Genomic DNA, 24,179 nt, shown 5'->3' on the forward strand with positions numbered 1-24,179 from the left:
GACAGATGGGGGCTATGGGACTGGCAAACGTTCCCGAACCAATGTTGGAGAGAATACGTGCCCCACATCGTCGTTTTGGGCGCTGGAATTACCGGCGTCACCACCGCTTATGCCCTGTCCCGCCGCGGATTTGATGTCACTGTCATCGATCGGCATCGCTACCCCGCGATGGAAACCTCCTTCGCGAACGGGGGGCAACTGTCCGCGAGCAACGCTGAAGTCTGGAATCACTGGTCTACGGTTGCCAAAGGCATCAAGTGGATGCTGAAGAGCGATGCTCCTTTGCTCCTCAACCCGACGCCCAGTTGGCACAAATATTCATGGATGGGGGAGTTTCTTGGCAACATTGGCAACTACCGATCAAATACGATAGAGACAACCCGATTGGCGATTGCGGCTCGCAAACATATGTTCGAGATCGCCGACGAAGAAGAGATTGAGTTCGACCTCGAGAAGCGCGGAATTCTGCACGTCTACTACGACAAAGCCAGCTTCGATCACGCCTCACAGGTAAATGCGATGTTGGTCCAAGCCGGGCTCGATCGCAAACCGGTGACGGCCAGTGAGATCCGGACGATTGAACCTGCGTTGGTGGGGGATTTTTTCGGGGGGTTCTTTACGCCCTCGGACTCGACAGGCGACATTCACAAATTCACCCGAGGCCTTGCGGCAGCCTGCGTCAAACGCGGTGTGAAATTCGTGTTTGATGCAAATGTCGATCGGCTCGTTTCGCAAGGCGGCGTGAAGGTCATCTGGAAACCGACGGGTTCGGAGGACGGGAAGCAAAGCATCATTGACGCAGATTCACTGGTGATATGTGCTGGTGTCGCTAGCCGGCGTTTTGCCGATATGCTCGGTGACCGCATCAACGTCTACCCGGTAAAGGGATATTCGATCACCGTCCATCTCGATGATCGCGAGAGCCAGAGCGGCGCGCCCTGGACGAGCCTGCTCGACGATCGCGCAAAGATCGTCACGAGCCGTCTCGGGGTCGATCGGTTCCGCGTGGCAGGAACAGCAGAATTCAATGGCGTGAACCGTGATATCCGGCAGGACCGCATCAATCCATTGACCGAATGGGTGAGAACGCTGTTTCCCAAAGTTGCGACGTCACGCGTCGTTCCGTGGGCGGGTCTGCGTCCAATGATGCCGAACATGATGCCGAGGGTCAGGTCAGGAAGCAGGCCGGGGGTGTTTTATAATACCGGTCATGGCCACCTTGGTTGGACGCTTTCAGCGGCCACCGCGGAGTTGGTAGCCGAAATGATCCTGAAACATAAGACAAAAGTCGCATGACATCGAATAGGAGAGGTGGGTGGCGACCTTTCCGAGCGTCCGCAAGATGCATGGGCCAAGGGTGATTGTCTTTCACCTCGAGATCCTCGGCCCTATCGTAGAGGCTGCTCGGCATGTTCTGGATGCAGATGGGCATCAGAACCGGTTTGGTGGCTGCGGAAGTCATGGGAGGCGGCTCCTCGGATTTAGGGCGAGCGGGGACACAGCAGCCCAACGTGGAATGATGGCATCGCGGACAGACGATCCGGGGCAGCGCTGCGACGGAACGATTGTCCACAAACAGGCGAAGCCGTCATGGCTTGCCGCAAAGGGTCTTGCGCTCGGATTCCGTCAGGCTGCTGGGCATCCAGAATTTCTCGTTGAGATCATCGCGAAAGTTCGCTTTCGCCTTCGCGATGTCCCAGCCGTCAGGTTCATAGACGTAGCGCTTATGGAGTGCCTTGCCCTCAAGGAGGGCAACAGCGGCGCGTACAGCGGCGGCTCCTTGCTCGGGACCGTACTCGGTCGCGACAGCATCGACCCCGCTATCGATCCATTGCTTGAGAAAGCCGTTATTCGCTTCACCAGTGATCGGCGAATTTTGGCGCCGTACTTTTGGAACACATCGATGCATGCCCGGCTCATGTCGGCTCCAGATGACCAGATGCCGTCAACCGCCGGATTTTCGAGATAGAATGTCTCACAAACCTTGTGGCCGTAGTCGTAACTCCAAAGACCGGCGTCTTCGGCGACGATCTTGATATCGTTCCCTTTATCGCCTCGAGCAAACCCTTATACCGATTGATGTCTTCCGGGCGGGTCGGAAGACCACGCAAGACCCAGATATTGCCTTTTCCACCCAGTTCTTTCGCCAGGAAGTCGCCCGAGACCTTCCCGAAATTCTCCCCGCCACCCTGGATGTCGACCGTGAACTTGTCGGTCTCGGTTAGGCCGGTGTGCACGATCACCGGAATTCCGGCGGCGACGGCCTTTTCAATACCGGCATCGGCGGAAGTGGGCGACACCGGGGTCACGATGATGGCATCGACCTTCTGTGCGATCAGTTCCTCGATATCGGAGATCTGTTTGGCCTGGCTAAGATTGGCGTCAAGAAGCACGAATTGCGAGATACGTGGGTCGGCTTTCACGACCGCCTGCGCTTCCGCCGCCATCTGCGTTGCCCAGGTATTGGCATTCACGCCAAAATGGCTCATGCCGATTTTCCAGGGGCTCGCCTTCTTGAATTGATCGGCCGGAACAGTTTGCTCGTCGCCAGGGCGGGCAACGACACCGGACATCAAGTCGACGTCTTCGGCGTACGCGACATGACCGAGAAATAATACCGTCGAGCAGAACAAACACCGCAATATGTGGCTTCGGATGGTGAATATGCGCTTTCTGTGTCCCGTGATTAGGTAATGGTCAGACGGCGGGCGCCGCATAAGGTGATTCAGGATTGCCGAAATTGCTGAGAAGGCTTCTTGCGATGCCCTGTCGAGGGATTTTGGCTATTCAGTTTTCTTCGTTGCGGTCTCTGTCTGATAGGCCAGAATTGCCGCTTGGGTCCGTTCGGCCTGCTGCAAGAGATTGACCAAGATCTCGCCGGCGCGGAGATACCGGTCAGCTTCTGACTCCGGGCTTCCATCGGATGGGCTGACATGCGCACCAACCCTCCGCTCCCTGGGGAAATGAACGATTTCGGCCATGACTGAGCTTTCCTTCTTCCGCCGACCAAAACGCAGCCGGGCAAAAATGTGCCCTCAAAACGTCTTATTGAAATAGTTATTCATAGAGAATGAATATTAGATTAACCCTGTTTTGAGCTCTGTCAGCGCCGCGTCTCGACGTTGGCGGGTTGCAAGCTCCGAACTTTGGGGAGGACTAAAACAGGGATGGGTCCGCAGTCGGCGCTAGCGACGGGCCAAATGAAGTCGGGTGCTGGCATCCGCGTGAGTGGTGAATCTTGCGCCGGCAATTCGAACGAGCGAGATCTTTCGCCGCCTTGGAGTAATCTTAAATTCGCCAGCGCAAGGGCGCTGCGGTCATCTCAGCAAAAATGCGGCAAATCGGAAAGGTTGCCCCGGGTCGCTGCGCACATCCCACGATAAAGGTTGCAGCGCTTCACTGGCGTACCTTTGCCAGCGCCTCCGTTGCCGCTTTTGCCTCCAATGTGAGAAGTGCGGTCTCCAGGCTCTTCTCGATCTTATTTGCGGTGGTTCCTTCAAGCAAAGCGATTTCGGCGATGGTCCTGCATTGAGAAACCCATCGCAGGCACATCATTCCGAGTGGCGAAAGCATCCGCGTTTCCATGACAAAATCTCCAATTGCGTGTTATGTTATATCCGCAGCAACCATTAAGCTTCATTATGGAACTCATATCCGCAAGCTCAGCAAAAGATGGCCAATAAAGGATCTTGCAAACGATAGCGGCACCACGCGCAAATAGCCGGCTGTCCTGCCTCCGCCCAATAACGGGAAAGTTCCTTTGTCGTCGCGCCACATCGAACGAGTGTGGCGATGGTCGAGGCCAATTTTGACTACGCAACCGCACAGCTCAATCGCTCAGTAATCGTGGGACTTTCCTCGTCACGCAGACGGAATTGGTAAAGAAGCTTGCGAAGATCTTCTGCTTCTACGGCGACGGATTTCACGATGTGGTTTGTCGCTTCGACCATTATGCCATTTTGCTGTGTAATTTTGTCGATCAATCCAACCGCGGCATTGGTTTCCTGAATACTCGCATTCTGGGCGTTCGCACCCTCTGCGATTGAATCAATATTCATGGCGATCGAGGACACGCTTCCCATAATTTCATTGAGCCGCTCCTGCGCCGCCTTAACGAGTTCCGCACCATGGACGACGTTTCTTCTTGACTCCGAGACGAGATTGCGGATTTCCAGCACCGACGACCCGGCCTTTTGAGCTAACTCGCGGACCTCGTGCGCGACAACTGCAAAGCCTTTTCCGCTTTCACCAGCCCGCGCCGCTTCCACACCAGCATTCAAAGCAAGAAGGTTTGTCTGAAACGCGATGCCCTCAATCATGTCAGCGATCGTCGAAATTTTCAGGGATGATTTTTCGATTTGGTTCATGGCATCAACAGCCTGGACGACAACCTCTCCGGACTTTTGGATCTGTTCGTTTGCGCGCTGTGCAGCTTGAGATACATCTGCGGCCAACTGGCTTCCATTGATTGCGACCGTCACGATTTCGTTGAGCGCGGCTGATGTCTCTTCTACCGACGCAGCCTGCTGTTCCGTGCGCTTCGCAAGGTCATTGGTATCGGTCTGCAAATCCAGCATATCCTGGCTTATGAGCGTGGCTTTATCATTGGCCTCCTTCAAGGTCGCGCCAAGTCTTTCCATCGACAGGTTGAAATCAAGCCGGAGTTGATCCAGTTCCTGCTTGAACGGTTGCTGCAAGCGGACTGCGAGATCGCCTTCCGCGACCTTGCGCAGGCCGAGCGCGAGCGCCTGCACGGCATACCGTGTCGTCTCTGCATCCTCTTGTTTTTCTGCCTGGATTGTCCGCTGCTGTTCGGCCGCAAGCGTGCGCGCCTCGCCGGCCTCGTGCTCCGCTGCGAGCTTCTTCTGAGCGTTTTCCCGGAAGATTTTCAGGGCTCGGGCCATTTCGCCGATCTCATCTTTTCTATGTGCCCCGGTGACGTCGATCGATAAGTCCCCACCCGCGAGCTTCATCATCAGTTGCGTCAGCGCCTGGATTGGGGTCTTGAGCGCAAAGATGAGCAGGATTCCTGCCGCCATACCGACGAGAAGAGCGGTGATCGACGCAACGATCGACAGTGTCTGCGCTTGTGCCTGAACGGCTGCGGCACCTTCCCGTTGCTGGTCTGCAAAACGAACGATGCTTTCCCAGGCCTTATTTATGTCCGCAGCGATGGCTCCATAGGACCGACGCCTGTCTTCAGCGACCCTGACCAGAGCGCTTGCCTGATGGTCGAAATCCCGCATCAGCACACTCGACTGCGTCACAAGTCCAGTGATGCCGGGCCTCAAAGCCGACAATGGCCGGTACTGCGAAAGGTAAAAGCCCGCACCTTTGATTCTGCCTTGGAACTTCTGCAAACTTGCGTCATCTGGCTGCGCAAGAAAGTCAGCGGCTGATAGACGTAATTCGAGAAGTGCGCCCTCCATTTTCTGGCTCAGTTGAGCGGTTTTCTTCACATCGGTGGGACTTGTCTCGCCGATCATCGTAACCTGGCCCAACATATTGGCCCTGATTTGGAGGAGCGTCCTCAATCCGTCGATAATCGTGCGACGCGCACTTTCTTCACCAAGCTGCAACACCCAAAGCTGGTAAATCTTGGCCTGCATGAAGATGGTGATGGTTCTGGCTTCACGCAGATCGGCCATCTCTTGCGGCAGAGAGGCGAGCATCATGTTCTTTTCGAGCTGGAGAATTTGTTCTCCAAGCAACCGCTTCACCGCATCGCGATTGACATGATCGGATTTTTCGAGAAATCCCGCCATTTTTTCATAGGTCTGCTTATAGCCACCGAGCGTGACGATACCGGCATTCGTCCCGTGCAGACGATCGTTCAACATGGATCCCGCGACGGCATTGACGACGGCGAGCGAAATCATGCCCAGGAGCAGCGGCATGACAATCAGGACGATTTTGGTCTGAATTCGACCTTTTTCCAAGAGATTGCCAAAGGCCATATTCTTTTCCTAACAAAAGTATTGGCTCGCGCCTTTTGGAACCGCTAGATCAGGCGTTGTTCGAGCGACGTCGCAAAATCGAGCATGGTGGCTTCGTATCCGCGGCGACCGACGATCTGCAGGCTCGGCGGCGGCATCGCAGATTGCTTCTTCATCGGCATTGTCAGGGCTGGGTGACCTGTATGATTGAACAGGCAGGTCTGGCGGACCAATGCGAGCGTGAAATCGAGTTCCTCACCTGACACGCACAATTTGGCCGCGTCCTTGCGCGGATGCAGGACCGATAATGTGGGCGTCAAAATGAGATCGACGTCGTCAAGAATGTGATCGATCGAGCGGGTGAAGAAGGTACGTTGCTCGCAGGCACTGATATAGCTGCCAACTTGCATTCTACCCGCGGCTTCGAACCATTCCTGGGCCATGATGGGGTAGTTCGAAATGTCCTTGCCGAAATGAGCCCGGTGATACGCTGCACCTTCCACGAAAAAGATGCGCCCATGCATCTCCAGTATCTCATCCAGATGCGGAAGCTGAATTTCCCTGACGGTTGTTCCGGTCCGGGCAAGACGATCCAATACAGCGGCGAAATCATCGGCAATGACGCAATCTGCGTCACTTATCCAGCGCCGATCGAAACCGACGGATCGTACATAGCCAATTTTGGTGCCTCTTTCGGAAAGTGCGTTCCACATGAGACGCACGTCTTCCACGGTCGTTGCCATAGGACCGATATGATCAAGCGACGGAACCAGAGGATAGACGCCGTCTTTCGACCAGGCGCCAAAACTCGGCTTCAGTCCGACCGTCCCGCAACAGGCCGATGGAATCCGGACCGATCCTCCCGTATCTGTTCCGATAGCTCCAAGGCAGTAGCCGGCGGCAAGTGCTGCCGCCGAGCCGCCGCTCGATCCCCCAACAGTCAGCGCCGGGTCGCGTGGATGGGTGACTTCTACGGTCCGGACGCCAAAAGCCCCCGGATCGGAAACCGAAACGCCGAGAATGATGGCGCCTGCATCCCGCACACGCTTGACCACCGGCGCATCGCTAGTGGGAATATATCCTGCCCGGAACGGAAGGCCGGCCGAACAAGGAATGCCGGTCGTATCGCAGTTTTCCTTGATTACGACCGGCATACCAGCCAGAGGCGGTAATGGTCCGCCAGCCTCCAACCGCCTGTCTAACGTCCGTGCAGTGTCCAGCGCTTCCATAGCCGTCACGAAGCGAACGGCACCGATCACGGAATTACTCTCGGTGATACGCGCCAGGAACTGCGACGTCAGTTCCTCAAAGCTGACATCGCGACGACTAAGAGCGACGCTTGCCGTCGCCATGCTAGAAAGCGGAGTATTCATGGCATCTCCGCCCGATGCTCAAAGACTGCACTGGGCAATTTCCGGATCGATCTGGCCGTAGTTCTTGACAATGTCCCACTGGCCCTTGTCGTTTCCGCGTGCAAGCAGACTATTCGACCGCATGACGTTGTTCGCCGCAAAGTTCACCTTACCCTGGGGGGCATCGAACTCCACCTCGCGGAAGGCAGCCCTGATGGCTTCCGTCTCCGTCGTCCCGGCCTTCTCGACGGCAGCCTTGTAGAGATAGACTGCGTCGTAGGCAGCCTCGCCGATCGCGTTGATAGGCTTGTCTGCACCGAACATGTCGGCATAAGCCTTCTTGAATGCGGTGTTTCGTTCGCTTTCGAGACCCATAAAATAAGCCTGGTTCGAGAGCGCTCCGGCCGTCAATTCCGGGTGGAAGAAGGAAAAGGTTTCGTCCAGACCATTGGAAAACAGCTGCTGCTTAAAGCCGAAGCTCTTGTACTGCTTCAGGCAAGTGATCAGATCGTTGCCGGCAACCATGATCCAGACGAAATCCGGGTTTGCCGCCTTCAGCCGGTCAAAGACCGGGCCGAAATCCTGCGTACCGAACGGCAGGAATTCCGCGCCAAGCACCTTGCCGCCCTTCGCCTCGAGCGCGACCTGGACTTCCTCGGCGCTCTTGCGCGGCCAGACGTAATCCGAGCCGATGATGTAGGTCGTCTTTCCTTCGTTGGCGGTCAACCATTCGACAGACGGCACGATCTGCTGGTTCGGCACCTGGCCGGTCGAGAAGAAATAGGGCTCGCAGACGCCTCCCTCGTAATAAGTCGTGTACATCAAAAGTTTCTTCGCAGGCGTCGTGACGCTACGCGCGGCGACATGGGTCAGGCTCGCGATCAAGCCGATGATGGCATCGACCTCGTCGTCGTTGACGAGTTTTCTTGCCTTGTCGATAGCACCGCGGGTCGTTGTCTGGTCGTCCTCCACGGTGACATCGATCTGGCGTCCGGCAATACCACCGGCATTGTTGATCTCAGCGATCGCAAGGTTGAAGCAGTTGAGCTGGGTTTCGCCGAGGATGGTTTCCAAACCCGTCAAGCCTGACAGGAAACCGAGCTTGATCGGTCCCTCCTGCGCGCGCAGGATGCTCGGCAAGCCCAGAGACATCGAGGCGACCGCGGCTGCGCCCGCACCAAAGGTCTTCAGCGTCGCGCGGCGTGTAATCAATCTTGAAGTCATGTCATTCCCCTTTCGTTGTTGTTGATTTATTCCGGCTTCAGACGGACAGGTACCGCTGAAGAAGTTCCTCACTCTCAAGTTCGGCGGGATGGCCGCCGTAGACGATTTCTCCCTTGACCATGATTACGAAGCGATCGGCCGCAGCCTTCACGAGCTCGAGGTTTTGCTCGACCATCAGGACGGATATCCTTCGGGTTTTGACGAGCTCCTTTAGGAAGAGCCCGATGTCCTGAACGATGTTGGGCTGGATGCCTTCCGAGGGCTCATCGAGCAGCAAGACCCTCGGATCGCCGCAAATGCCCCTCGAAATGGCCAGCTGCTGTTTCTGACCTCCGGACATGGTGCCGGCGAGCTGCCGACGTCGTTCGGCAAGGATTGGAAAGCGCTCGAACACAAAGTCCGGTATTGCGGCAGCAGCAGCGGTATTCGCTCTCAGTCCCATACGGAGATTTTCCTCGACGGTAAGTTTGTCGAAGATGCCGCGACCCTGTGGGATATAGCCGATACCGCTTCTTGCGATATGATACGTCGGCATTCCGGTAATGGCGCGATCCTTCAGGTGAACATCGCCTCCTGTTGCCGGAACCAGGTTCATGATCGTTTTCATCAGCGTCGTCTTACCTACGCCGTTGCGTCCGAGCAGGGCCACGACTTCGCCTTCGCCGACGTCGAGATCGATGCCGTTCAGGATCTGCGCCGAGCCGTAGGCCGATTTGAGTGCTTTAACCTTCAACATCAGTGTCGCCCCAGATAGACGTCGCGAACTGTCTCATTGCTTTCGATTTCCTCGAAGGATCCGGACGCAATCAGTGCACCATGGTGAAGAACGATGGTGCGAGCATTCAGCTCTCGCACGAACGCCATGTCGTGCTCGATCACAATGACCGTGACCTCGCCGCGCAACTGTCTTAGGAACCGGGCGGTGTCGCGGGTCTCATCGACCGAAAGGCCAGCCGTCGGTTCGTCGAGAAGCAGCACCTTCGGCTTCATGGCCAATGCCATGCCGATCTCGAGCCATTGCTTGCGGCCATGCGGAAGGTTGGCGCCGCGAACATCTCGTTCCGCCGTCAGGTGTATCTTGTCGATGAGCGCCTCGCGCTCGTCCTTATGCATCGTACGTCCGCCGGCCAGCATCAGGTTTTCCGCAACGGTCAGGCTTTCGAAGACGCTAGGCACCTGAAACTTGCGGGCAATGCCGAGATTGGCGATCCTTTCCGGTGACAGGCCGTTGATCACTTTGTCTCCGAACAGGATCCTACCCTCACTGACCGGAAGCGTTCCGCAGATCATGTTGAGAAGCGTGCTCTTGCCTGCACCGTTCGGCCCGATCGCACAGATCAACTCGCCGGGTGCAAATGCTTCGGAGAAGCCATCGATCGCCGTGAATATGCCGAAGCGCTTTCTGACGTTTTCGAGTGTAAGGATAGGGATCGGCGAGGCACTCATCGGGAAGCTCCCTCATTTTTCCAACGTTTTACCTGATCGAGAAAGAAAGCTGGAATACCCTTCGGAAATACGAGAACGAGCAGGATGAAGAAGGCGCCGATCGCTAGCGGCCATGCCGCGACGCTGATGGAACTGATCTTCTGCTGAAGTTGCCAGACGACGAACGTGCCGATCACCGCGCCCGTCAGCGTCCCGCTGCCGCCAACGGCGACCCAGATGATCACCTCGGTCGACAGCAGAAGCGCGATCTGGTCCGGCGCAACGAAGCCGGTGCAGCTTGCGTAAAGGGCGCCTGCGAGACCCGCCATCGCGGCAGAGCCGACGAATGTGAAAAGTAAGATGCGCTGCGTCGGATAGCCGAGCGTCCTGACTTTCGTCTCGTTGTCCTGGATTGCCGTCAGAAGCAGTCCGAGACGGCCGTGCATGAGCCGCAATGCGACGAGCAGGCTGACGGCAAGAACGCCAAATGCCAGATAAAAGGAAGCGAGGGTGCCGGAGAAATCAAAGATGAAGATCGACAGGGGCGGAACGCCGATAAGCCCGGAGTCACCTCCTGTCATGCTCGACCAGCCGATCGCGATTTGGTTAGCAATCAGCGTTAGGGCCAGCGTCACGATCGTGAAGTAGGCGCCGCGGACGCCACCATAGAGAATGAAATAGCCGACGCAGAGCGCGACCAGCATAGCAAGGCCGACGCCGAACAGCAGGCCCACCAAGCTGTTCCATTGCGGATCGAGGCCGAACCGGATCGAGGCGATTGCCATGCCGTATGCACCGAGCCCGAAGAAAGTGGCATGGCCGAAGCTCAGGATGCCGGTTCGGCCCCAAAAAATGTCGAGGCTCAGGGCGAACAGACCAAGCAGCATAATGTCGCGATATGTCGATAGCGTAAAGCTCTTGACGAAGAGGGGAAGAATGACGAGGATCGCCAGCATGATGAGCGCGATGATCGTCGAAGGGCGGTAAGCCCTGATCGTGCGGCTTACCATGGCAACGCCTGTCGGTTGATTGATACTCATGCGGGCAGCACCCCATTTGGACGGAAACGCAGGATGACAATTGCCAGCACCAGCACGAGGGCTTGGGCGACGGTGGTGGGTATCTGGTAGGAAAGCGCTGTCTCAAGACCGCCGATGAAGCTGCTTCCAGCTGCAACGCCGGCCACACTGCCCGCACCTCCGACCAGAACCACGAAGAAGGAGCGTGCCAGGTAGTTAACGCCCATATAGGCAGTCACCGCCGTCATCGGGGCGATAAGGACGCCTGCCAGAGCGGCCATTGCAGCACCGGACGCAAATGCCCGCGCGTTGACCTTCTCGACATTGACACCCATCACGGCTGCCATCTCACCGCTCTGGATCGCCGCTCTGACATTGAGCCCGAAGTTGGTCGTCTTGAACACGACGATTGTGGCGATGAAAACGGTCAGGACGAAACCGATCAGGAATAACCGATAGGCCGGATAGGTCGCGCCAAAAATATCGATCGCACCTTCGAAGGGACCGGTGACCCGCTGGGGGGCTGCCCCAAACGTCAGGACCAGAAGCTGCTGAATGATCAGACTGAGACCCCAGGTTACGAGGATCGCATGCAGCGGGCTGGCATAGACGCGGGCGATCAACACCCGCTCGATCACAAGCCCGATGCAATATCCGACGACCGGCCCGACAAAAAGAGCTAGCCAGAAACTGCCGCCCACCGCCTCGACTGCCACGAGCGTGAATGCACCGATTGTGACGAATTCGCCATGCGCGAGGTTGATCACGTTCATCAGTCCGAAGATGATGGCAAGCCCCATGGATACGATGAGAAGAATACCGACCAGGGTCATCATGTTGAGCAGGAAGGGAATCGCGGTTTGCATCAGGCGTTCCCCCCGAATGCGACTGGCCACTTCGCTGGAGATATGGGGAACCTTGCCGGGAACATCTTCTCATAGGTCATGGCTGCACTGAGAACCGCGCTGTCGGCTCCACGCGCGCCGATGATCTGCAGACCAATTGGCAAGCCATCCTGCGTCAGTCCGCAGGGTACGGAGCAAGCAGGCTGCTGACTAAGATTGATCGGAAAGCTGAATGAAGACCACTCAACCCAGCTTCCCAGCCCGCTTCCTGGCGGAACATCGTAACCCGCTTCAAACGGTAAGATGGGAACTGTTGGCGATATAATGAAGTCGAAGTCGACAAGAAGCGCATCCATCGCTGCGCCGTATCGACTGCGCTGGACCTCCGCCGCCATTCGCTCCACGCCGCTGTAGCCCTGTCCGAGACGGGCGGCCTGAAGGAAGCCTGGATCAAGCGTCGGATAATTTGCCGCGTCGATCAAAGATAGCCGGTTGGCAGCGCCAATGTACCAATGGCGATAGAAAATCTCCAACAGGTCGTCCTGGTGGGGAAGCTGAATTTCCATGACGCTTGCACCGGCTGCCTCAAGGTCTAAAAGAGCACTTTCGACAGCAACCTGGACTGGGGCATCAACGCCACCGACGCACGGCGTTTTCCAGTAGCCGATCCGCTTGCCGGACCATTCGATGCGAGAGGCCGTGATGGGTGAAACTGGTGTTGGCGCCTGCGTCCAATCGCAGATGTCGCGCCCAGACATGACCTCGAGCATAAGAGCGGCGTCGGCGACTGTCCGCGTCAACGGCCCAATATGCGCGACCGTACCGTAGGAGCTGGGTGGGTTGGCCGCGACGCGGCCGTAAGTCGGCTTGTGTCCGACAATGCCGGTGAAAGCGGCGGGGATGCGGATCGAACCGCCGCCATCCGTGCCCAGATGCAGTACGCCTGCGCCGCAGGCCGCTGCAACGGCAGCACCACCCGAGGAGCCGCCTGGTGTTCGCAAAATGTCCCAGGGATTCCGAGTAATGCCAAAAGACGGGCTGTCGGTCAGAGCCTTCCAGCCATATTCTGGTGTGGTGGTTTGTCCGATGAACACTGCGCCGGCCTGACGAAGCCGGCTAACCGATGGCGCATCTTGCCTGCCGACAGCGGCGTCGGTGCTGCTACTGCCATATCGTACGGCCCAACCTTCAACGAGAACGATATCTTTGAGAGTCGCCGGCACGCCATCGACTGGTGATGCTGGTGCCCCTGCGCGCCACCGCGCTTCTGAAGCTGCGGCTGCCGCCAAAGCACCGTCAGCGTCCAGAAAAGTAAATGCGTTGAACGGCTCAATCTCCGCGGCGCGGGCCAGGGCTGCGCGAGCGACATCGACTGGCGACAGGACGCCGGTTTGATAGGCAGCCGTCAGTGCGTGACAGTCGAGAAAACATAGGTCTGAAGCCGCCGAAGCCAATCCAGCGAAATTACGGTCGGTACTCAATTTAGTTCCCTTTATTTAGTTTTGCACACTATGCACCGCGGCAAGGATTATATAAAATGCAAAATATGAAGAGAATTAGTCTATAAAGTAGATCAATGAATCTTACGCTCCGTCAGCTTCGCTATATTTCTGCAGTCGCGGAAAGCGGCTCGATCGCCGCCGCTGCAAGAGAGTGCCGGATCGCCCAATCCTCCATTCTTGCTGCTCTCGACCAAGCCGAAGTGGAGATGGGGGCTCGACTTTTCGATCGTCGGCCATCCCGCGGGGTCGTCGCGACGCCCGCCGGCGGCCGCTTCCTCGCGTCTGCCCGGCGCCTGCTCGTAGCTGAGGCTGAATTCGAGAGGACTATGGACCGCCACAATCAGCTGATGCCTCCTGTCCTTCGCATCGGCTGTTTCGAGCCGTTCGGTGCGCTGTTCATGCCAGAACTCTTGCGGCGGTTTACGGAGGGTGCGGACATTGAAGTTCAACTCTATGAAGGTGAACAACTGCAGCTTCTCGCTTGGCTGGAGGCCAGCACGGTGGACGCGATTGTTACTTATGACATCGGGACAGGTCTTCCCGAGGACGCTGCCGTGCTCGCGCGAGTGCCGGCACACGCGCTCATGCATGCCTCTCACCCTCTGGCGTCGAAGCCCGCTGTTAGCCTGGCCGAGCTTGCTAAAATCCCCTTCGTTCTGCTCGACCTCCCACAAACTTCCGCGTATCTCCTGACTTTGTTCGATATTGCCGGCCAGCGGCCCAAAGTCGCCTTCCGCACACGCAGCTATGATTCCGTGCGTGCAGCGGTGGCTTGTGGCTTCGGCTTCTCGATACTCAATATGAGACCGGTCGGTCGCGGCAGCCCCGATAGTGAGGAACTTGTACGTAGACCGCTGATCGATGACCTGCCAGCACCGCAGTTGACGATTGCCGACCGATACGGGGATGCAAAGCCGGCATTCCTCAGACGTTTCACGAAAATGGCTTACGAGTTCTTCGATAGTGTGGGACCGAAACAGTTCACGGTCACCCTGCCGAGCAAATCGAAGTAAGCTCAGTTTGTTACACCATAATTTTTTTAAGGACCGGAGCAGAAACTGTTCAGATGGAACTCTCTCAGAACCTGTAGAAATCTATCAAGTCAATCGGACTCACTGAGGTCCGCTTTCTGAAGGGCCTCCTTTATCGATTTTGCCTTCAATGCAACCAACGCACTTTGCAGGCAGCTCTCGATATCGGCGACGCTTTTGCCCTCAATCGAATCAATTTCCCCGACGGTCCTGCCTCGGGATATCCACCGAAGGCAGGTCTTTTCAAGGGGCGAAAGTATCCATTCCTTCATGACAAAAATCGCACTCAGTTGCGCCGCGGTCGGCGGCAGGTGTGGTAAGCTTGCGCGCGATAGGCAGATGAAGGGCCTCGACCGCGATGCCAGGCGTGCCAAACAACACGATCGGGGTTCTCGCGGGAGCCAACTCGTTATCTAAGCTAGTTCAAGCAAGTGCTGAGAGGTATCTGGACAAAACCGCCATTCGAACTCGAGCGGGTGTGGCAGTGGAAGCAGGGTTCTGGTTGAGCGCAAGGCATCGTCCCGCCTGCCTATTTGAACGCGCAACTCCTCAGTGCGGCTACGATCGGCCAACCCGGTCGCCGAGAGTCTTGTCAGAGAGTCAATCACGTTCGTCGGATATCACCTTGTTCTGCGCATCCGCGATCTTCCTTCAAAGCGCCTTTACGTGTTCAATCCCGCAGGTACGCCGAAGGATTTTGCGCAAACTGGTTGGCGGCAAGATCAAGCCGAGCCAGTTGCTCCGTAAGCTTGCCTCCTACCCGCGCCAGAACGATCTAGCAGTTGCGCTGCGGGAGGTTGGCCGCGTGAAACGGACACTCTTTATTATAGAGTGGATCCTCGACACGGACATGCAGCGGCGTGCCCAGATCGGCCTCAACAAGGGCGAGGCCCACCATGCTCTCAAGAATGCGCTGCGTATCGGTCGCTAGGGTGAAATCCGTGACCGCACCACCGAGGGCCAGCATTACCCCGTCGCCGGGCTTCAGCGTAAGACCGTATGACCGTCTTCGTGGCGGAGGTGGCTCGCCCTACACTGCTCTTCCGAGGGTTGCTCGGATAGGCCGAGCCGATCCTCATCACAGGAGGACGGACATACGGTCTTACGCTGAAGCTGCTCACCGCAATCATCATCCACTGGAACACCCTCCATCTCGGCCACGTGGTCGCAGAGCGCCGGAATGAAGGACTTAATGTGCCGCCCGAACTTCTGGCGCATATCTCTCCGCTGGGTTGGGCACATATATTACTGACCGGCGAGTATCTCTGGCCCGACGCCGCAAGCGCTTAGAGTGTCATTTCGCCCCCAGCCGGAACCGACCCCACAGCCGCGACGGTCGATCCTAAATCAGGATGCTCATGATTGGCTGCACGGACATCGCGACAAATTGGCTGCGCAACATCAATCAGAATGAGAGACGTTCGTCTTTGCAATAGCCTCCTGGCTCGAATTTGCCTGGAGCAAGCCGCGGGCACGCTCCAGGCTAAGTTCGATCTCCGTGACGCTCTTACCCTCCAGCAGGGCGATTTCAGCGAGGGTTTTGCCTCGTGCAGTCCAGCGCAGACACGTCATTTCAAACGGTGGGAGTACCGATGTCTTCACACACAACTCATCGTCGTTAAGTAACTGAAATTGACCGATAAAATCGGATCAGACGATTTATTGAACTGCTTGGGTGACAGGCAGCTCGCTTGGACCGTGTTTAAAGCCGCGTCGCAGCAACTTCGCTATCTCGTCCGGCACCTTTCCCAGTAGGTTTTTCAAGTCCGGCTCGTTGGCTGCCTCCGCAGCCTCCGCCGGCACAAACCAACGCAATGTCCGTTGTCCTTTCTCCGGGAAGAACTCCTCAATCCGCGTGACCAAAATCAGATGAACCCGGACGCAGGCGAGAACGACATCGCCGCCCTCCAGGACTTTCGGGTATTTGTAGGAACCCAATGATCTCTTCCATACGCGCCCCTTCATCCCTGCCTCTTCCCAGGCTTCCTGCTTGGCGACTTCGAAAGACCTTTTCTTCGCCATACCCCATCCCTTTGGAATCACCCAACGACCCGTGTCACGGCTGGTAATCAGCAAGACCTCAATTGCACGCTCGGAGTTCGGGGAAAACCGGAAGCAGATAGCTCCGTACTGCACGGCGTTGTCCGCGATCGGCAGCCGATTACCCGATTTCTTCTTTTCCGAAAGACTCGAATTTCTCGCGTGACCCATTGTGGTGTCCGTCTATCCTTTGGATTCTTTGCGTGAAAATTGCGGGTTCGTGACTAGTCAGTTCACGTCCTTCAGGCGGCTTTCGACCAGCAGGCCATGCTCGTCCATGATCGGGTGGGCGACCGAGACAATGTGGGCGTTAATGCGCTTCAGGTCGCGCAGCATGTCGAGATGCAGGGAACTCGTCTGCAGGCTGTCTCCACCACACCCCAACCCGATAGAGCTTGCCTTATGCGGCAGCTCCCAGGACGGCAGTTCAGAACAAGCGGCCAACCACCTCGTGGACCTCTCGTGTGGCAGCAATGATGTTCTGGCTGGCAACCTCGTAGGTGCCTTCGGAGAACACCTCGAGTCCCGCCTCGGCGCAGATCACAGAGCCAGCGGCAATGTCCCAGATGCTCGTGTTTTTCTCGACGTAACCATCTGTGTAGCCGAGGGCGGCGAAGCCCAGCCCGATCGTTGCGCACCGGTATTCCGCAACGCCCCAGCCCGCCTTGCGCAGCGCCAGCTCGACTTCGGCAATGCCTTCCGCAGACCAGCGCGGGCTCTCTCCTACGGCGGCAACGCGGACCGAGGGAAAATGGACCTTGCGATCGAAGCGCTCGCCATTCTTCGAGACGCCAAGCCCCGTGCCGGCGCTAAGCCTGAGACCGAGCGAGGGATAGGAAATGACGCCAACAGTCGACTTGCCGTTTTCGACGAACCCGAGCGACACGCCCCATAGTGGCGTACCGCGGAGAAAGTTTGCGGTGCCATCGATGGGGTCGATAGACCAGAATGCCTCCGCGCCATCGCCGCCCATTTCCTCACCCATCACAGGGTCGCCGGGGAACAGACTTTCCAGCCGGCCGCGGATCAACTGCTCGACTTCGCGATCGGCTTCAGAGACGAACTCATTGGCCTTCTTCTCTTCCAGGACGAAGCGATCACGCTCGTTGAAGAATTCTAGCGCCAAGGCCTCAGCCTCAATCATAAGCTCGTTAGCGCCGCGCAGGCGAATCTCAGGAGTGATCATCGGTCTTCCTCAGGCGTCCAGAAGGGTAGGAATATCTGTCGAAATCGTCTGGGCGCCGCTTTCGAGGAACTGACGCGCACGATCCGGATCGTTGACGACAGCAACCGCATATTCGACGCCACTATCTGCCAGGATCTTCGAGGCAACATCGGTGAGAAGCGCCTGCGTTACGTGCAGGACCTGGCACCTCGACTCTTCGAGAAGAGCGATCGGATTGCGTGGGGGAACAACCACAGCGAAGGCACGCGGAACGTCCGGCAGCAGGCGGGCAGCCGCATGTATCGAACGGATCGAGAAGCTGCTGATGAACAGACGTTCCCGGTTGCGCGGCCAGAGGTCCTTGAGGACCTTCAAGGCGATTTCGGCGGTTTCGATGTCATCTCCGCGCGTCGGCTTCAATTCGAGCTGGAGGCCCACGTCGAGCGCGAGAACTGTTTCGATCAGTTCTTCGAGCGTCGGGATCTGGACTCCCGCGAACTGCTCGCCGAAACCGTTGCGCGCATCCAGCGCCCGGATCTCATCGAAGGTCAGTCCGGCCACGTAGCCGGTTCCATTCGTGGTGCGATCAACCTTGTCGTCGTGGATGATAACAGGACGAGAATCCTTGGTGATCTTGACGTCGATCTCAACCCAATTCGCACCCTGCTCTGCGGCGGCCCGCATTGCGGGGAGCGTGTTCTCCGGCGCCAGCCGGGGTGCCCCGCGATGTGCGATGATTGACTCTGTTACGACTGGTTTGCGGCCGTTCGCGGCCGAGCGAAGTGCATGTGATGCTTGCATTGTGGTTCCTGGAAATAGAAGGGGCGAGGGCGCGCCAATGCTGGCGGCCACTCGCCGGGAGCCTTGGGAGGCTATTGCTGGAGAACGTTCTTCATGAACTCCTTGGGAATCTCGTCGCCAAGGGGCCGTGCAGCGCGGGTGAAGCCCTTGCCACGATCTGCGTCCGATATCAGAGTTGCGCTGGTGTCGGCGTCGGGGTTTTGCGGGGCAGCGCCGAAGTCGCGGCTGAAGGCCGTCTGGGTCTTGCCACTGGTCAGCCAGTTTATGAGAACCAGTGCCGCCGCCTTGTGCTTGGCATTGGCAGGGATCGAAACGACGTTGCCGCCACGCGGCATCCCAAAGTCAGGCACATAGACTTTGAACGTCGTCGGGACCTCGCCCTTCTTCTGGAAGCCTGCGAGGAAATCTTCGAAGGTGGTGACCATCATGAACTCGCCTGACGTCAGGCGGGTGATGCTGTCCGCATTGGACGCGGTGACGACGTACTGGTCCTTGTGCTTCTTGAACCATTCCCAGGAAGGACCGAATTTTGCGAGCACTTCCGGCTTGACGGTTCCGTCCGTATAGTCGACGCCAGGAACGAGTGCGCGCGTGACACCCTCGATAAAACCTGGGCCGGAGCCACCTCCTGCCGAGGAGGCGTTGAAGCCGAACTCGCCGGGGTTCTTCTCGAAGAAGGCTTCGAACTGCTCCAGCGTGCGGGGAAGGTCGGATTCCTTGATCCGATCGGGGTTGTAGGCAATGCACATCTGGTTGCCCCAGAAGGCTGGTGCATATCCCTTGCTGTCGCCGCCGTCGATCTCGTAACGAAGCTTCGCGCCCTCGGGCAGCGTTTGTTTGATCGGGCCGTAAAGGAAGTTCTGAACATCCAGCTTCTTCAGATCGGCGCCGGTGAGCGAGAGGACGTCGATGTCTCCCTCCGCACGGTCCTTTTCGGCGAGTAGCTTGTTGAAATTGGCATCGTGGCTTCCATCGGGGATGGTGACCTTGATGCCTGTTTCGGCCTCGAACGCCTTTATCTGTTCCCGGAAGCGGTCTTGAAAGTACCAGTGAAACCAGTTCACCTGCCCTTCTGTTTTCGCCTGGGCGACGATCTGGTCCCAGGACATCGAAGTCAGGTCCTGGGCGTGTGCGGGCAGCGCCATAGCAATCGCCGCCAAGCTCATTATCGCGATTTTCTTCAACATGAGGTGTTTCCTACGAATTGCGTTGTGGTTGGAGTATGCGAACATCGCCATCATCCCTTGCCCGTGATCGCGGCCGGGTTCGCCCTTCCGAGGAAGCGCTCGACCAGCAGCATCAGCAGCACGTTCGGGACGACGAGGATCAGGGAAACGACCGCGGCATTCGGTCGAATGAAGTTGTAACCGAGATACGAAAACAGGATCGTCGGGACCGTCGTGAAGTCCGGGGCGCCGATCACATAGGACAAGGCGAATTCCTCGATCGACTGAATGAACACGATGATGAAGGCGGCGATCACGCCCGGCCTGAGGATCGGAAGATAGGCGGCGCGGAATACACCAATGGGTGACGCCCCCATGTCCCGCGCAGCATCTATGAGATCCTGCCTGATCAGTGTGAAGGAGACGGTCAGCAGCCTGATTGCGAACGGCAGGAACATCACCGTGTGGCCGATGAGAATTCCCAGAAACCTCGAATAGATCCCAAGCTTGATGAGGAGCGACGAGAAGAAGATCGCGACAACAAAGCCGGGCAAAACGAGAGGAAGCAGTGTCAACACCTGCATGACGGATTTACCTGGAAATTCCATCCGCCCGAAGGCATAGGCGGTCGGCATTGCGAGGATCAAAGCCAGTGTGGCAACGCATGGTGCGAGCGTGTAGCTGTTGATCATCGCCTGGGGGAGCGCCGTTGTGTTCCAGACCTCGATCCACCTCGAGAATGAGAGAACCGGCGGGAACATGGCGGGATAAGCCCAAGGGTGGTTTACATCCACGAGGGACCATAGCGCTGCCAGCGCAAATGGCATCACCAGCCACAATAGGCCGACGACGAACAGAACGGAGAGCAGGACCCGATTGGTCCATATGCTGGAAGTGGATTCTGCGTAACCCATCAAGCGCCCCTCCCGAGCCGAGCCACAAGCTGGGTGACGCCTGCCAGGATTACGCACCCGAATAGCGAAAGAGACATCAGAAGCACAGCGACCACGGCCGCCGTGTTCCAGCCTTCATTCCCGGCCTCCTGAACCTGGAACATGAACTGCGCCATGGAATTTACATTCGTGGGACCGGCGACCACCTGAAACGAGAAGTCGCCCGCAGCGCCGATGAAAATGAGGATCAGTGCCGCCTGCAGCGACCGCAGCGTGAGCGGTACGATGACCTTTCTAAAGCGGGACCAGGATCCAGCGCCCAGATCGCGGGCGGCGTTGAGAATGTCATCGCCGATCGCCTGAACCGCTCCCGTCAAGATGAGAAGCGCGAACGGCATCTGTTTCCAGACTTGCAAGACGACGACGCCAATCCCGTAGGGATCATTTTGCAACCTCAACGGCCGTGCCACGATCCCGAGCTTCACAAGCGCGAGGTTGAAAAAGCCCTGAAAGGATATGAAGTTGATGAACAGGAACGCCACAACGAGGCCATGCACCAGCAGGGGCGCTTTGAGTACGGCGCTGATCAGGCTCGATCCCGGAAATGGCTTACGCAGCCACAGGGCGAGCGGGTAGGCGAGCGCGACCGCGAGAATAGTGCTGATCAAAGCGATTCTCGCCGAATACCGGAAGGCCTTCCAGAGCTGTGGGTCTGCAGTGGTCGCCTGCCAGAACTGCGTTGAGAAGCGACCTTCACCGGAAAAGTTGAGATAGCCGAAGGACTGCGAGATGGCCATTCCGATCACCACGCCTGTGAACGCGACGATCAATCCAAGGCCGGGGATGAGGAGGAGATAGGCATGCATGGAGGCGCGCGCATTCATTGGACGCTCTCCTTCAGGAAACGAATCTTTTTGGGGTCAATGCGAAAGGTCCGGGTGCTGCCCTCGCTGACGGCCGCCTGGCCGAGAACCTGCACCCGTAACGCCGTGTTGGAGTTCGCTGCGGCCACTGAAAGATCGGTCAGATTGCCAAGGAAGCTCTGGGCTTTGATCGTGAAATCAAACCGATTTGCCGATCCATCCTGTTCACAGGCCATGGCGTCTTCCGGCCGCCACATTGCATAAACGTAGTCGGAAACCGGCGGTTCATCGGAGTGGATTTCCACTTCGCCCATTGGGCTATCCACGCGATAGACGTCTTTCCCGGCGTCTCGCTGTCTGACCTGGACCGGCATGATGTTCGCGGTTCCCACGAAGTCCGCCACGAACCGGCTGACCGGTCGGTAGTACACTTCGTGCGGCGTTCCCGCCTGTTCGATCTGGCCGGCATTCATCACGACCACCAAGTCCGACATCGCCAGGGCTTCCGCCTGATCGTGCGTCACGTAGACCGCGGTGAAGCCATGGGCGCGCTGCAACTGACGGATTTCGAAGCGGACCTGATCGCGCAGCCGTGCATCGAGGTTCGACAGGGGCTCGTCGAAAAGGATCACGCCCGGACGAACGGCAAGCGCTCGCGCCAGGGCCACCCGTTGCTGTTGACCGCCCGAAAGTTGCGTCGGGAGCTTTTGAAGCTGGGCCTCGAGGGAAACCTGCGCCGCCGCTTCCCGCACACGGCTTTCGACCTCGCTTGCGCGAACCCCCTTCTGGCGAAGCCCGAAAGCGATGTTCTCGAAAACCGTCAGGTGAGGGAACAGAGCGTAGGACTGAAAACACATTGCCGTATTGCGGCGCTCAGGTGGGACGTTGCGCATGTCGGCTCCATCAATAGTGATGGAGCCTTCGTCCAGAGAAATGAAGCCCGCGATGGCGCGAAGCAGTGTGGTCTTGCCGCATCCCGAAGGGCCAAGCAGGGTAACCAGTTGACCCTCCTGCACCGCGACGGAAATACCTTTTAGGGCTTCATAGGTGCCAAAACGGATTCTGGCTCCTTCGATATTCAATACGCTCATTTTCCCTCCCACGTCGCCGCGGTGAAAACCTTGAAGTTTGCATCGCGACGATTACTACTCATCATGAGTAACAAATTTATGACATTTGGCAAGATGGTCGCCGCAAAAATCCTTTTCTAGTCCCCTCTCGTCGGATAGACTCCGCATAAAATACTCGCCGAAGGTAGATTTTGGTCATGTATGTCGGAAATTATCGCCCCCAAGCTTTGATCGGCTCGCAGTTTATGCGTGGAGATGGCGAGGTCGTTCATCCCAGTGAACGGGCCATTTTGAAGCTTCTGTGGAATCAGCCGCATCTCGCCAGATCAGAGGTCACGTCGTTCACCGACCTCTCCCAGCAATCAGTTTACAGAATAATCGATCAACTCGCCGAACGCGGATTGGTGTCGATAGGAACTCCAAAGCCAGGAGTAGGGCGCGGCCAACCAAGCCCAACTCTGAAACTAAATGGCGAGTTCGCTTATGCGTGCGGAATTTCACTAAACACCGACATCGTTGGAATTTGCCTAATCGATCTCGCTGGAGACGTTATCGCCGAAGGGAGTGTTCTACTTCGCGGGCAGGATATGCAACGCGCTCTCGAACAGGTCCGAGGGGAGATCGCCCGATTGCAGGGAACCGCTGGTCTGTCCGCCAAGAACTTCTTCGGGATAGGGTTCGCGATTGCCGCCTTCCATGTCGGAGGCACCCGATACAATGGACCGCTTCCTCTACACGAGTGGTCCCTGATTGAACTCGGGCCGCTATTGTCGGACTTCTTCCAGTTACCTGTCTGGGTCAACAACAATGCGAACACCGCCGCTGTCGCGGAATCCATGTTCGGGGTCGGCCGGCATGTGCGGAACTTTGCCTATCTCAGTTTTAACTATGGATTTGGCGGCGGCCTGATCAGCGATGGCGAGTTGTTGCTTGGCGGCAACGGCAATGCTGGCTCATTTTCGCAGATGTACGACGATGACGAGTCGAAACGCCGGCCTGCGCTGCAGTTCCTGATGGAACTCGTCAATAAGAAGGGAGTTGAGGTTCCATCGATAGAATACATGCGAAAAAACTTCGATCGAAACTGGCCGGGCGTCAGCGAATGGATCGACGAAATCGCGCCGGGCTACAATCGGCTTGTCAATGCTCTGCGCGCAATCTTCGATCCTCAAGCAATCGTATTCGGTGGTCAGATTCCGGAAGGTCTTGCACAAATGTTAATTGCGGAAACGCGCATCTACGAACGTTCGCGCTATGGAGTTTCAAGGCCCGTCCCCAAGCTGATGATCACCGAAATCGCAAGCGACGCGTCGGCAATGGGTGCGGCTGTCGTTCCGTTTCGTGCCACTTACTTCTGATCTGGCTGCATTCGATGGCTACGATGAACAAGCACAATATTGGACCTGCCGAAGGCGACCCAAATCTTGAGCGTGAAATCATCGCACAATACGCGGCAGTTGTTTGAGGCCAAAGCCGGAGCCTGAGCAGAGTGTCTTTAGCCCGCTAAATGAGCTTGCGAACTTCAGCTTTCTCAACAGCGGCGGCGACGGAGGTCACGTTGAGTGCCACCAGGGAAAGGTCCAACTGCTTCTGAATCTCGCTCACATGTTTCTTCTCGATCTCAGCGATATCGGCTAGGATTTTGCCCTGAGCAATCCATCGAAGATATATCGTTTGGGCCGTCGAGAGTTTCATTTCGCCGTGCCAGGTCCCAACCTGTTCTTACAATAGGAAAGTTGATCACGGCCCTCAGAGCCAACGGCGGCACGCGCTGTTTGGCAGCGGTGCCGCCGCGGTTCAGGTGCTCGAGAAGAGTGTTTCCCTCGTCCTCGTCTCAGGCCCATGAA

Annotated in this window: 24 protein-coding genes and 2 pseudogenes; 5 read left to right on the forward strand and 21 right to left on the reverse strand. The window is 57.3% G+C overall.

Going from position 1 to position 24,179, the window contains the following annotated elements; all coding sequences use genetic code 11:
- Window positions 1-57: 57 nt before the first annotated feature.
- The gene (locus tag FHT69_RS31910) at window positions 58-1,296 is read left to right on the forward strand and encodes a D-amino acid dehydrogenase (RefSeq protein WP_183845330.1); all 1,239 of its coding nucleotides are present in this window, start codon (window positions 58-60) and stop codon (window positions 1,294-1,296) included.
- Window positions 1,297-1,588: 292 nt separating this feature from the next.
- Here the strand turns inward: FHT69_RS31910 and FHT69_RS34415 are convergent, their stop codons facing one another.
- The 12 genes from FHT69_RS34415 to FHT69_RS31965 all read right to left on the reverse strand — a co-directional run bounded on the left by FHT69_RS34415 (window position 1,589) and on the right by FHT69_RS31965 (window position 13,282).
- A complete protein-coding gene (locus FHT69_RS34415; RefSeq protein WP_246712986.1) occupies window positions 1,589-1,909 on the reverse strand; it encodes a hypothetical protein in 321 nt (106 codons plus the stop codon).
- A gap of 7 nt (window positions 1,910-1,916) precedes the next feature.
- Window positions 1,917-2,573 (reverse strand): substrate-binding domain-containing protein, encoded by a 657-nt coding sequence (locus FHT69_RS34420; RefSeq protein WP_246780781.1) that lies wholly within the window; start codon window positions 2,571-2,573, stop codon window positions 1,917-1,919.
- A 210-nt stretch (window positions 2,574-2,783) separates the two neighbouring features.
- Window positions 2,784-2,981 (reverse strand): hypothetical protein, encoded by a 198-nt coding sequence (locus tag FHT69_RS31920; protein ID WP_183845329.1) that lies wholly within the window; start codon window positions 2,979-2,981, stop codon window positions 2,784-2,786.
- 415 nt (window positions 2,982-3,396) lie between these two features.
- Window positions 3,397-3,585, reverse strand: a complete 189-nt coding sequence (locus FHT69_RS31925; RefSeq protein ID WP_183906456.1) for a LuxR family transcriptional regulator — start codon at window positions 3,583-3,585, stop codon at window positions 3,397-3,399.
- Window positions 3,586-3,812: 227 nt separating this feature from the next.
- Window positions 3,813-5,957: a methyl-accepting chemotaxis protein gene (locus FHT69_RS31930; protein WP_183845328.1), complete on the reverse strand. Its 2,145-nt coding sequence runs from the start codon at window positions 5,955-5,957 to the stop codon at window positions 3,813-3,815.
- 44 nt (window positions 5,958-6,001) lie between these two features.
- On the reverse strand, window positions 6,002-7,309 hold the full coding sequence (locus FHT69_RS31935; protein ID WP_183845327.1) for an amidase: 1,308 nt from the start codon (window positions 7,307-7,309) through the stop codon (window positions 6,002-6,004).
- An 18-nt stretch (window positions 7,310-7,327) separates the two neighbouring features.
- Window positions 7,328-8,512, reverse strand: coding sequence for a substrate-binding protein (locus FHT69_RS31940; protein ID WP_183845326.1), 1,185 nt, complete (start codon window positions 8,510-8,512; stop codon window positions 7,328-7,330).
- A gap of 37 nt (window positions 8,513-8,549) precedes the next feature.
- On the reverse strand, window positions 8,550-9,248 hold the full coding sequence (locus tag FHT69_RS31945; protein WP_183845325.1) for an ABC transporter ATP-binding protein: 699 nt from the start codon (window positions 9,246-9,248) through the stop codon (window positions 8,550-8,552).
- Window positions 9,248-9,958 carry an ATP-binding cassette domain-containing protein gene (locus FHT69_RS31950; RefSeq protein WP_183845324.1) on the reverse strand — a complete coding sequence of 237 codons (711 nt, stop codon included), beginning with the start codon at window positions 9,956-9,958 and terminating at the stop codon, window positions 9,248-9,250. Before FHT69_RS31950 ends, FHT69_RS31945 begins: the two co-directional genes overlap by 1 nt.
- A complete protein-coding gene (locus FHT69_RS31955) occupies window positions 9,955-10,977 on the reverse strand; it encodes a branched-chain amino acid ABC transporter permease (protein ID WP_246712984.1) in 1,023 nt (340 codons plus the stop codon). Before FHT69_RS31955 ends, FHT69_RS31950 begins: the two co-directional genes overlap by 4 nt.
- Window positions 10,974-11,822, reverse strand: coding sequence for a branched-chain amino acid ABC transporter permease (locus FHT69_RS31960; protein ID WP_183845323.1), 849 nt, complete (start codon window positions 11,820-11,822; stop codon window positions 10,974-10,976). The genes FHT69_RS31955 and FHT69_RS31960 overlap by 4 nt, the downstream gene beginning before the upstream one ends.
- Complete coding sequence (locus FHT69_RS31965) at window positions 11,822-13,282, reverse strand: amidase (RefSeq protein ID WP_210299129.1); 1,461 nt, start codon at window positions 13,280-13,282, stop codon at window positions 11,822-11,824. The genes FHT69_RS31960 and FHT69_RS31965 overlap by 1 nt, the downstream gene beginning before the upstream one ends.
- A gap of 95 nt (window positions 13,283-13,377) precedes the next feature.
- Between FHT69_RS31965 and FHT69_RS31970 the strand changes: the two genes are divergently transcribed.
- The 3 genes and pseudogenes from FHT69_RS31970 to FHT69_RS31980 form a co-directional block, all read left to right on the forward strand.
- Window positions 13,378-14,316, forward strand: a complete 939-nt coding sequence (locus FHT69_RS31970; RefSeq protein ID WP_183845322.1) for a LysR family transcriptional regulator — start codon at window positions 13,378-13,380, stop codon at window positions 14,314-14,316.
- 630 nt (window positions 14,317-14,946) lie between these two features.
- A pseudogene (locus FHT69_RS31975) lies at window positions 14,947-15,262 on the forward strand (Tn3 family transposase); the annotation flags it as partial.
- Window positions 15,263-15,441: 179 nt separating this feature from the next.
- Window positions 15,442-15,624: pseudogene (locus tag FHT69_RS31980) on the forward strand (Tn3 family transposase); the annotation flags it as partial.
- A gap of 369 nt (window positions 15,625-15,993) precedes the next feature.
- Here FHT69_RS31980 and FHT69_RS31985 read toward each other — a convergent pair.
- Genes FHT69_RS31985 through FHT69_RS32020 form a run of 8 tightly spaced genes read right to left on the reverse strand, consistent with a single transcriptional unit; the run spans window position 15,994 to window position 22,353 of the window.
- Complete coding sequence (locus tag FHT69_RS31985) at window positions 15,994-16,545, reverse strand: NUDIX hydrolase (RefSeq protein ID WP_183845321.1); 552 nt, start codon at window positions 16,543-16,545, stop codon at window positions 15,994-15,996.
- Between the two features lie 57 nt (window positions 16,546-16,602).
- The gene (locus tag FHT69_RS31990) at window positions 16,603-16,818 is read right to left on the reverse strand and encodes a hypothetical protein (protein WP_183845421.1); all 216 of its coding nucleotides are present in this window, start codon (window positions 16,816-16,818) and stop codon (window positions 16,603-16,605) included.
- Window positions 16,802-17,560 (reverse strand): inositol monophosphatase family protein, encoded by a 759-nt coding sequence (locus FHT69_RS31995; RefSeq protein ID WP_183845320.1) that lies wholly within the window; start codon window positions 17,558-17,560, stop codon window positions 16,802-16,804. The genes FHT69_RS31990 and FHT69_RS31995 overlap by 17 nt, the downstream gene beginning before the upstream one ends.
- Window positions 17,561-17,569: 9 nt before the next feature.
- Complete coding sequence (locus FHT69_RS32000) at window positions 17,570-18,391, reverse strand: glycerophosphodiester phosphodiesterase family protein (RefSeq protein WP_312865385.1); 822 nt, start codon at window positions 18,389-18,391, stop codon at window positions 17,570-17,572.
- A 20-nt stretch (window positions 18,392-18,411) separates the two neighbouring features.
- The gene (locus FHT69_RS32005) at window positions 18,412-19,581 is read right to left on the reverse strand and encodes an extracellular solute-binding protein (RefSeq protein WP_246780782.1); all 1,170 of its coding nucleotides are present in this window, start codon (window positions 19,579-19,581) and stop codon (window positions 18,412-18,414) included.
- On the reverse strand, window positions 19,578-20,420 hold the full coding sequence (locus tag FHT69_RS32010) for an ABC transporter permease (protein WP_183845318.1): 843 nt from the start codon (window positions 20,418-20,420) through the stop codon (window positions 19,578-19,580). The genes FHT69_RS32005 and FHT69_RS32010 overlap by 4 nt, the downstream gene beginning before the upstream one ends.
- Window positions 20,420-21,283, reverse strand: coding sequence for an ABC transporter permease (locus FHT69_RS32015; protein WP_183845317.1), 864 nt, complete (start codon window positions 21,281-21,283; stop codon window positions 20,420-20,422). The genes FHT69_RS32010 and FHT69_RS32015 overlap by 1 nt, the downstream gene beginning before the upstream one ends.
- Window positions 21,280-22,353, reverse strand: a complete 1,074-nt coding sequence (locus tag FHT69_RS32020; protein WP_183845316.1) for an ABC transporter ATP-binding protein — start codon at window positions 22,351-22,353, stop codon at window positions 21,280-21,282. The genes FHT69_RS32015 and FHT69_RS32020 overlap by 4 nt, the downstream gene beginning before the upstream one ends.
- A gap of 176 nt (window positions 22,354-22,529) precedes the next feature.
- Between FHT69_RS32020 and FHT69_RS32025 the strand changes: the two genes are divergently transcribed.
- On the forward strand, window positions 22,530-23,690 hold the full coding sequence (locus tag FHT69_RS32025; RefSeq protein ID WP_183845315.1) for an ROK family transcriptional regulator: 1,161 nt from the start codon (window positions 22,530-22,532) through the stop codon (window positions 23,688-23,690).
- Window positions 23,691-23,835: 145 nt separating this feature from the next.
- On the opposite strand, the gene FHT69_RS32030 is transcribed toward FHT69_RS32025, so the two are convergent.
- Window positions 23,836-24,027, reverse strand: coding sequence for a hypothetical protein (locus FHT69_RS32030; protein WP_183845314.1), 192 nt, complete (start codon window positions 24,025-24,027; stop codon window positions 23,836-23,838).
- Window positions 24,028-24,179 lie beyond the last annotated feature (152 nt).

It is taken from the genome of Rhizobium sp. BK008 (assembly GCF_014197345.1).
Taxonomy (GTDB): domain Bacteria; phylum Pseudomonadota; class Alphaproteobacteria; order Rhizobiales; family Rhizobiaceae; genus Rhizobium; species Rhizobium anhuiense.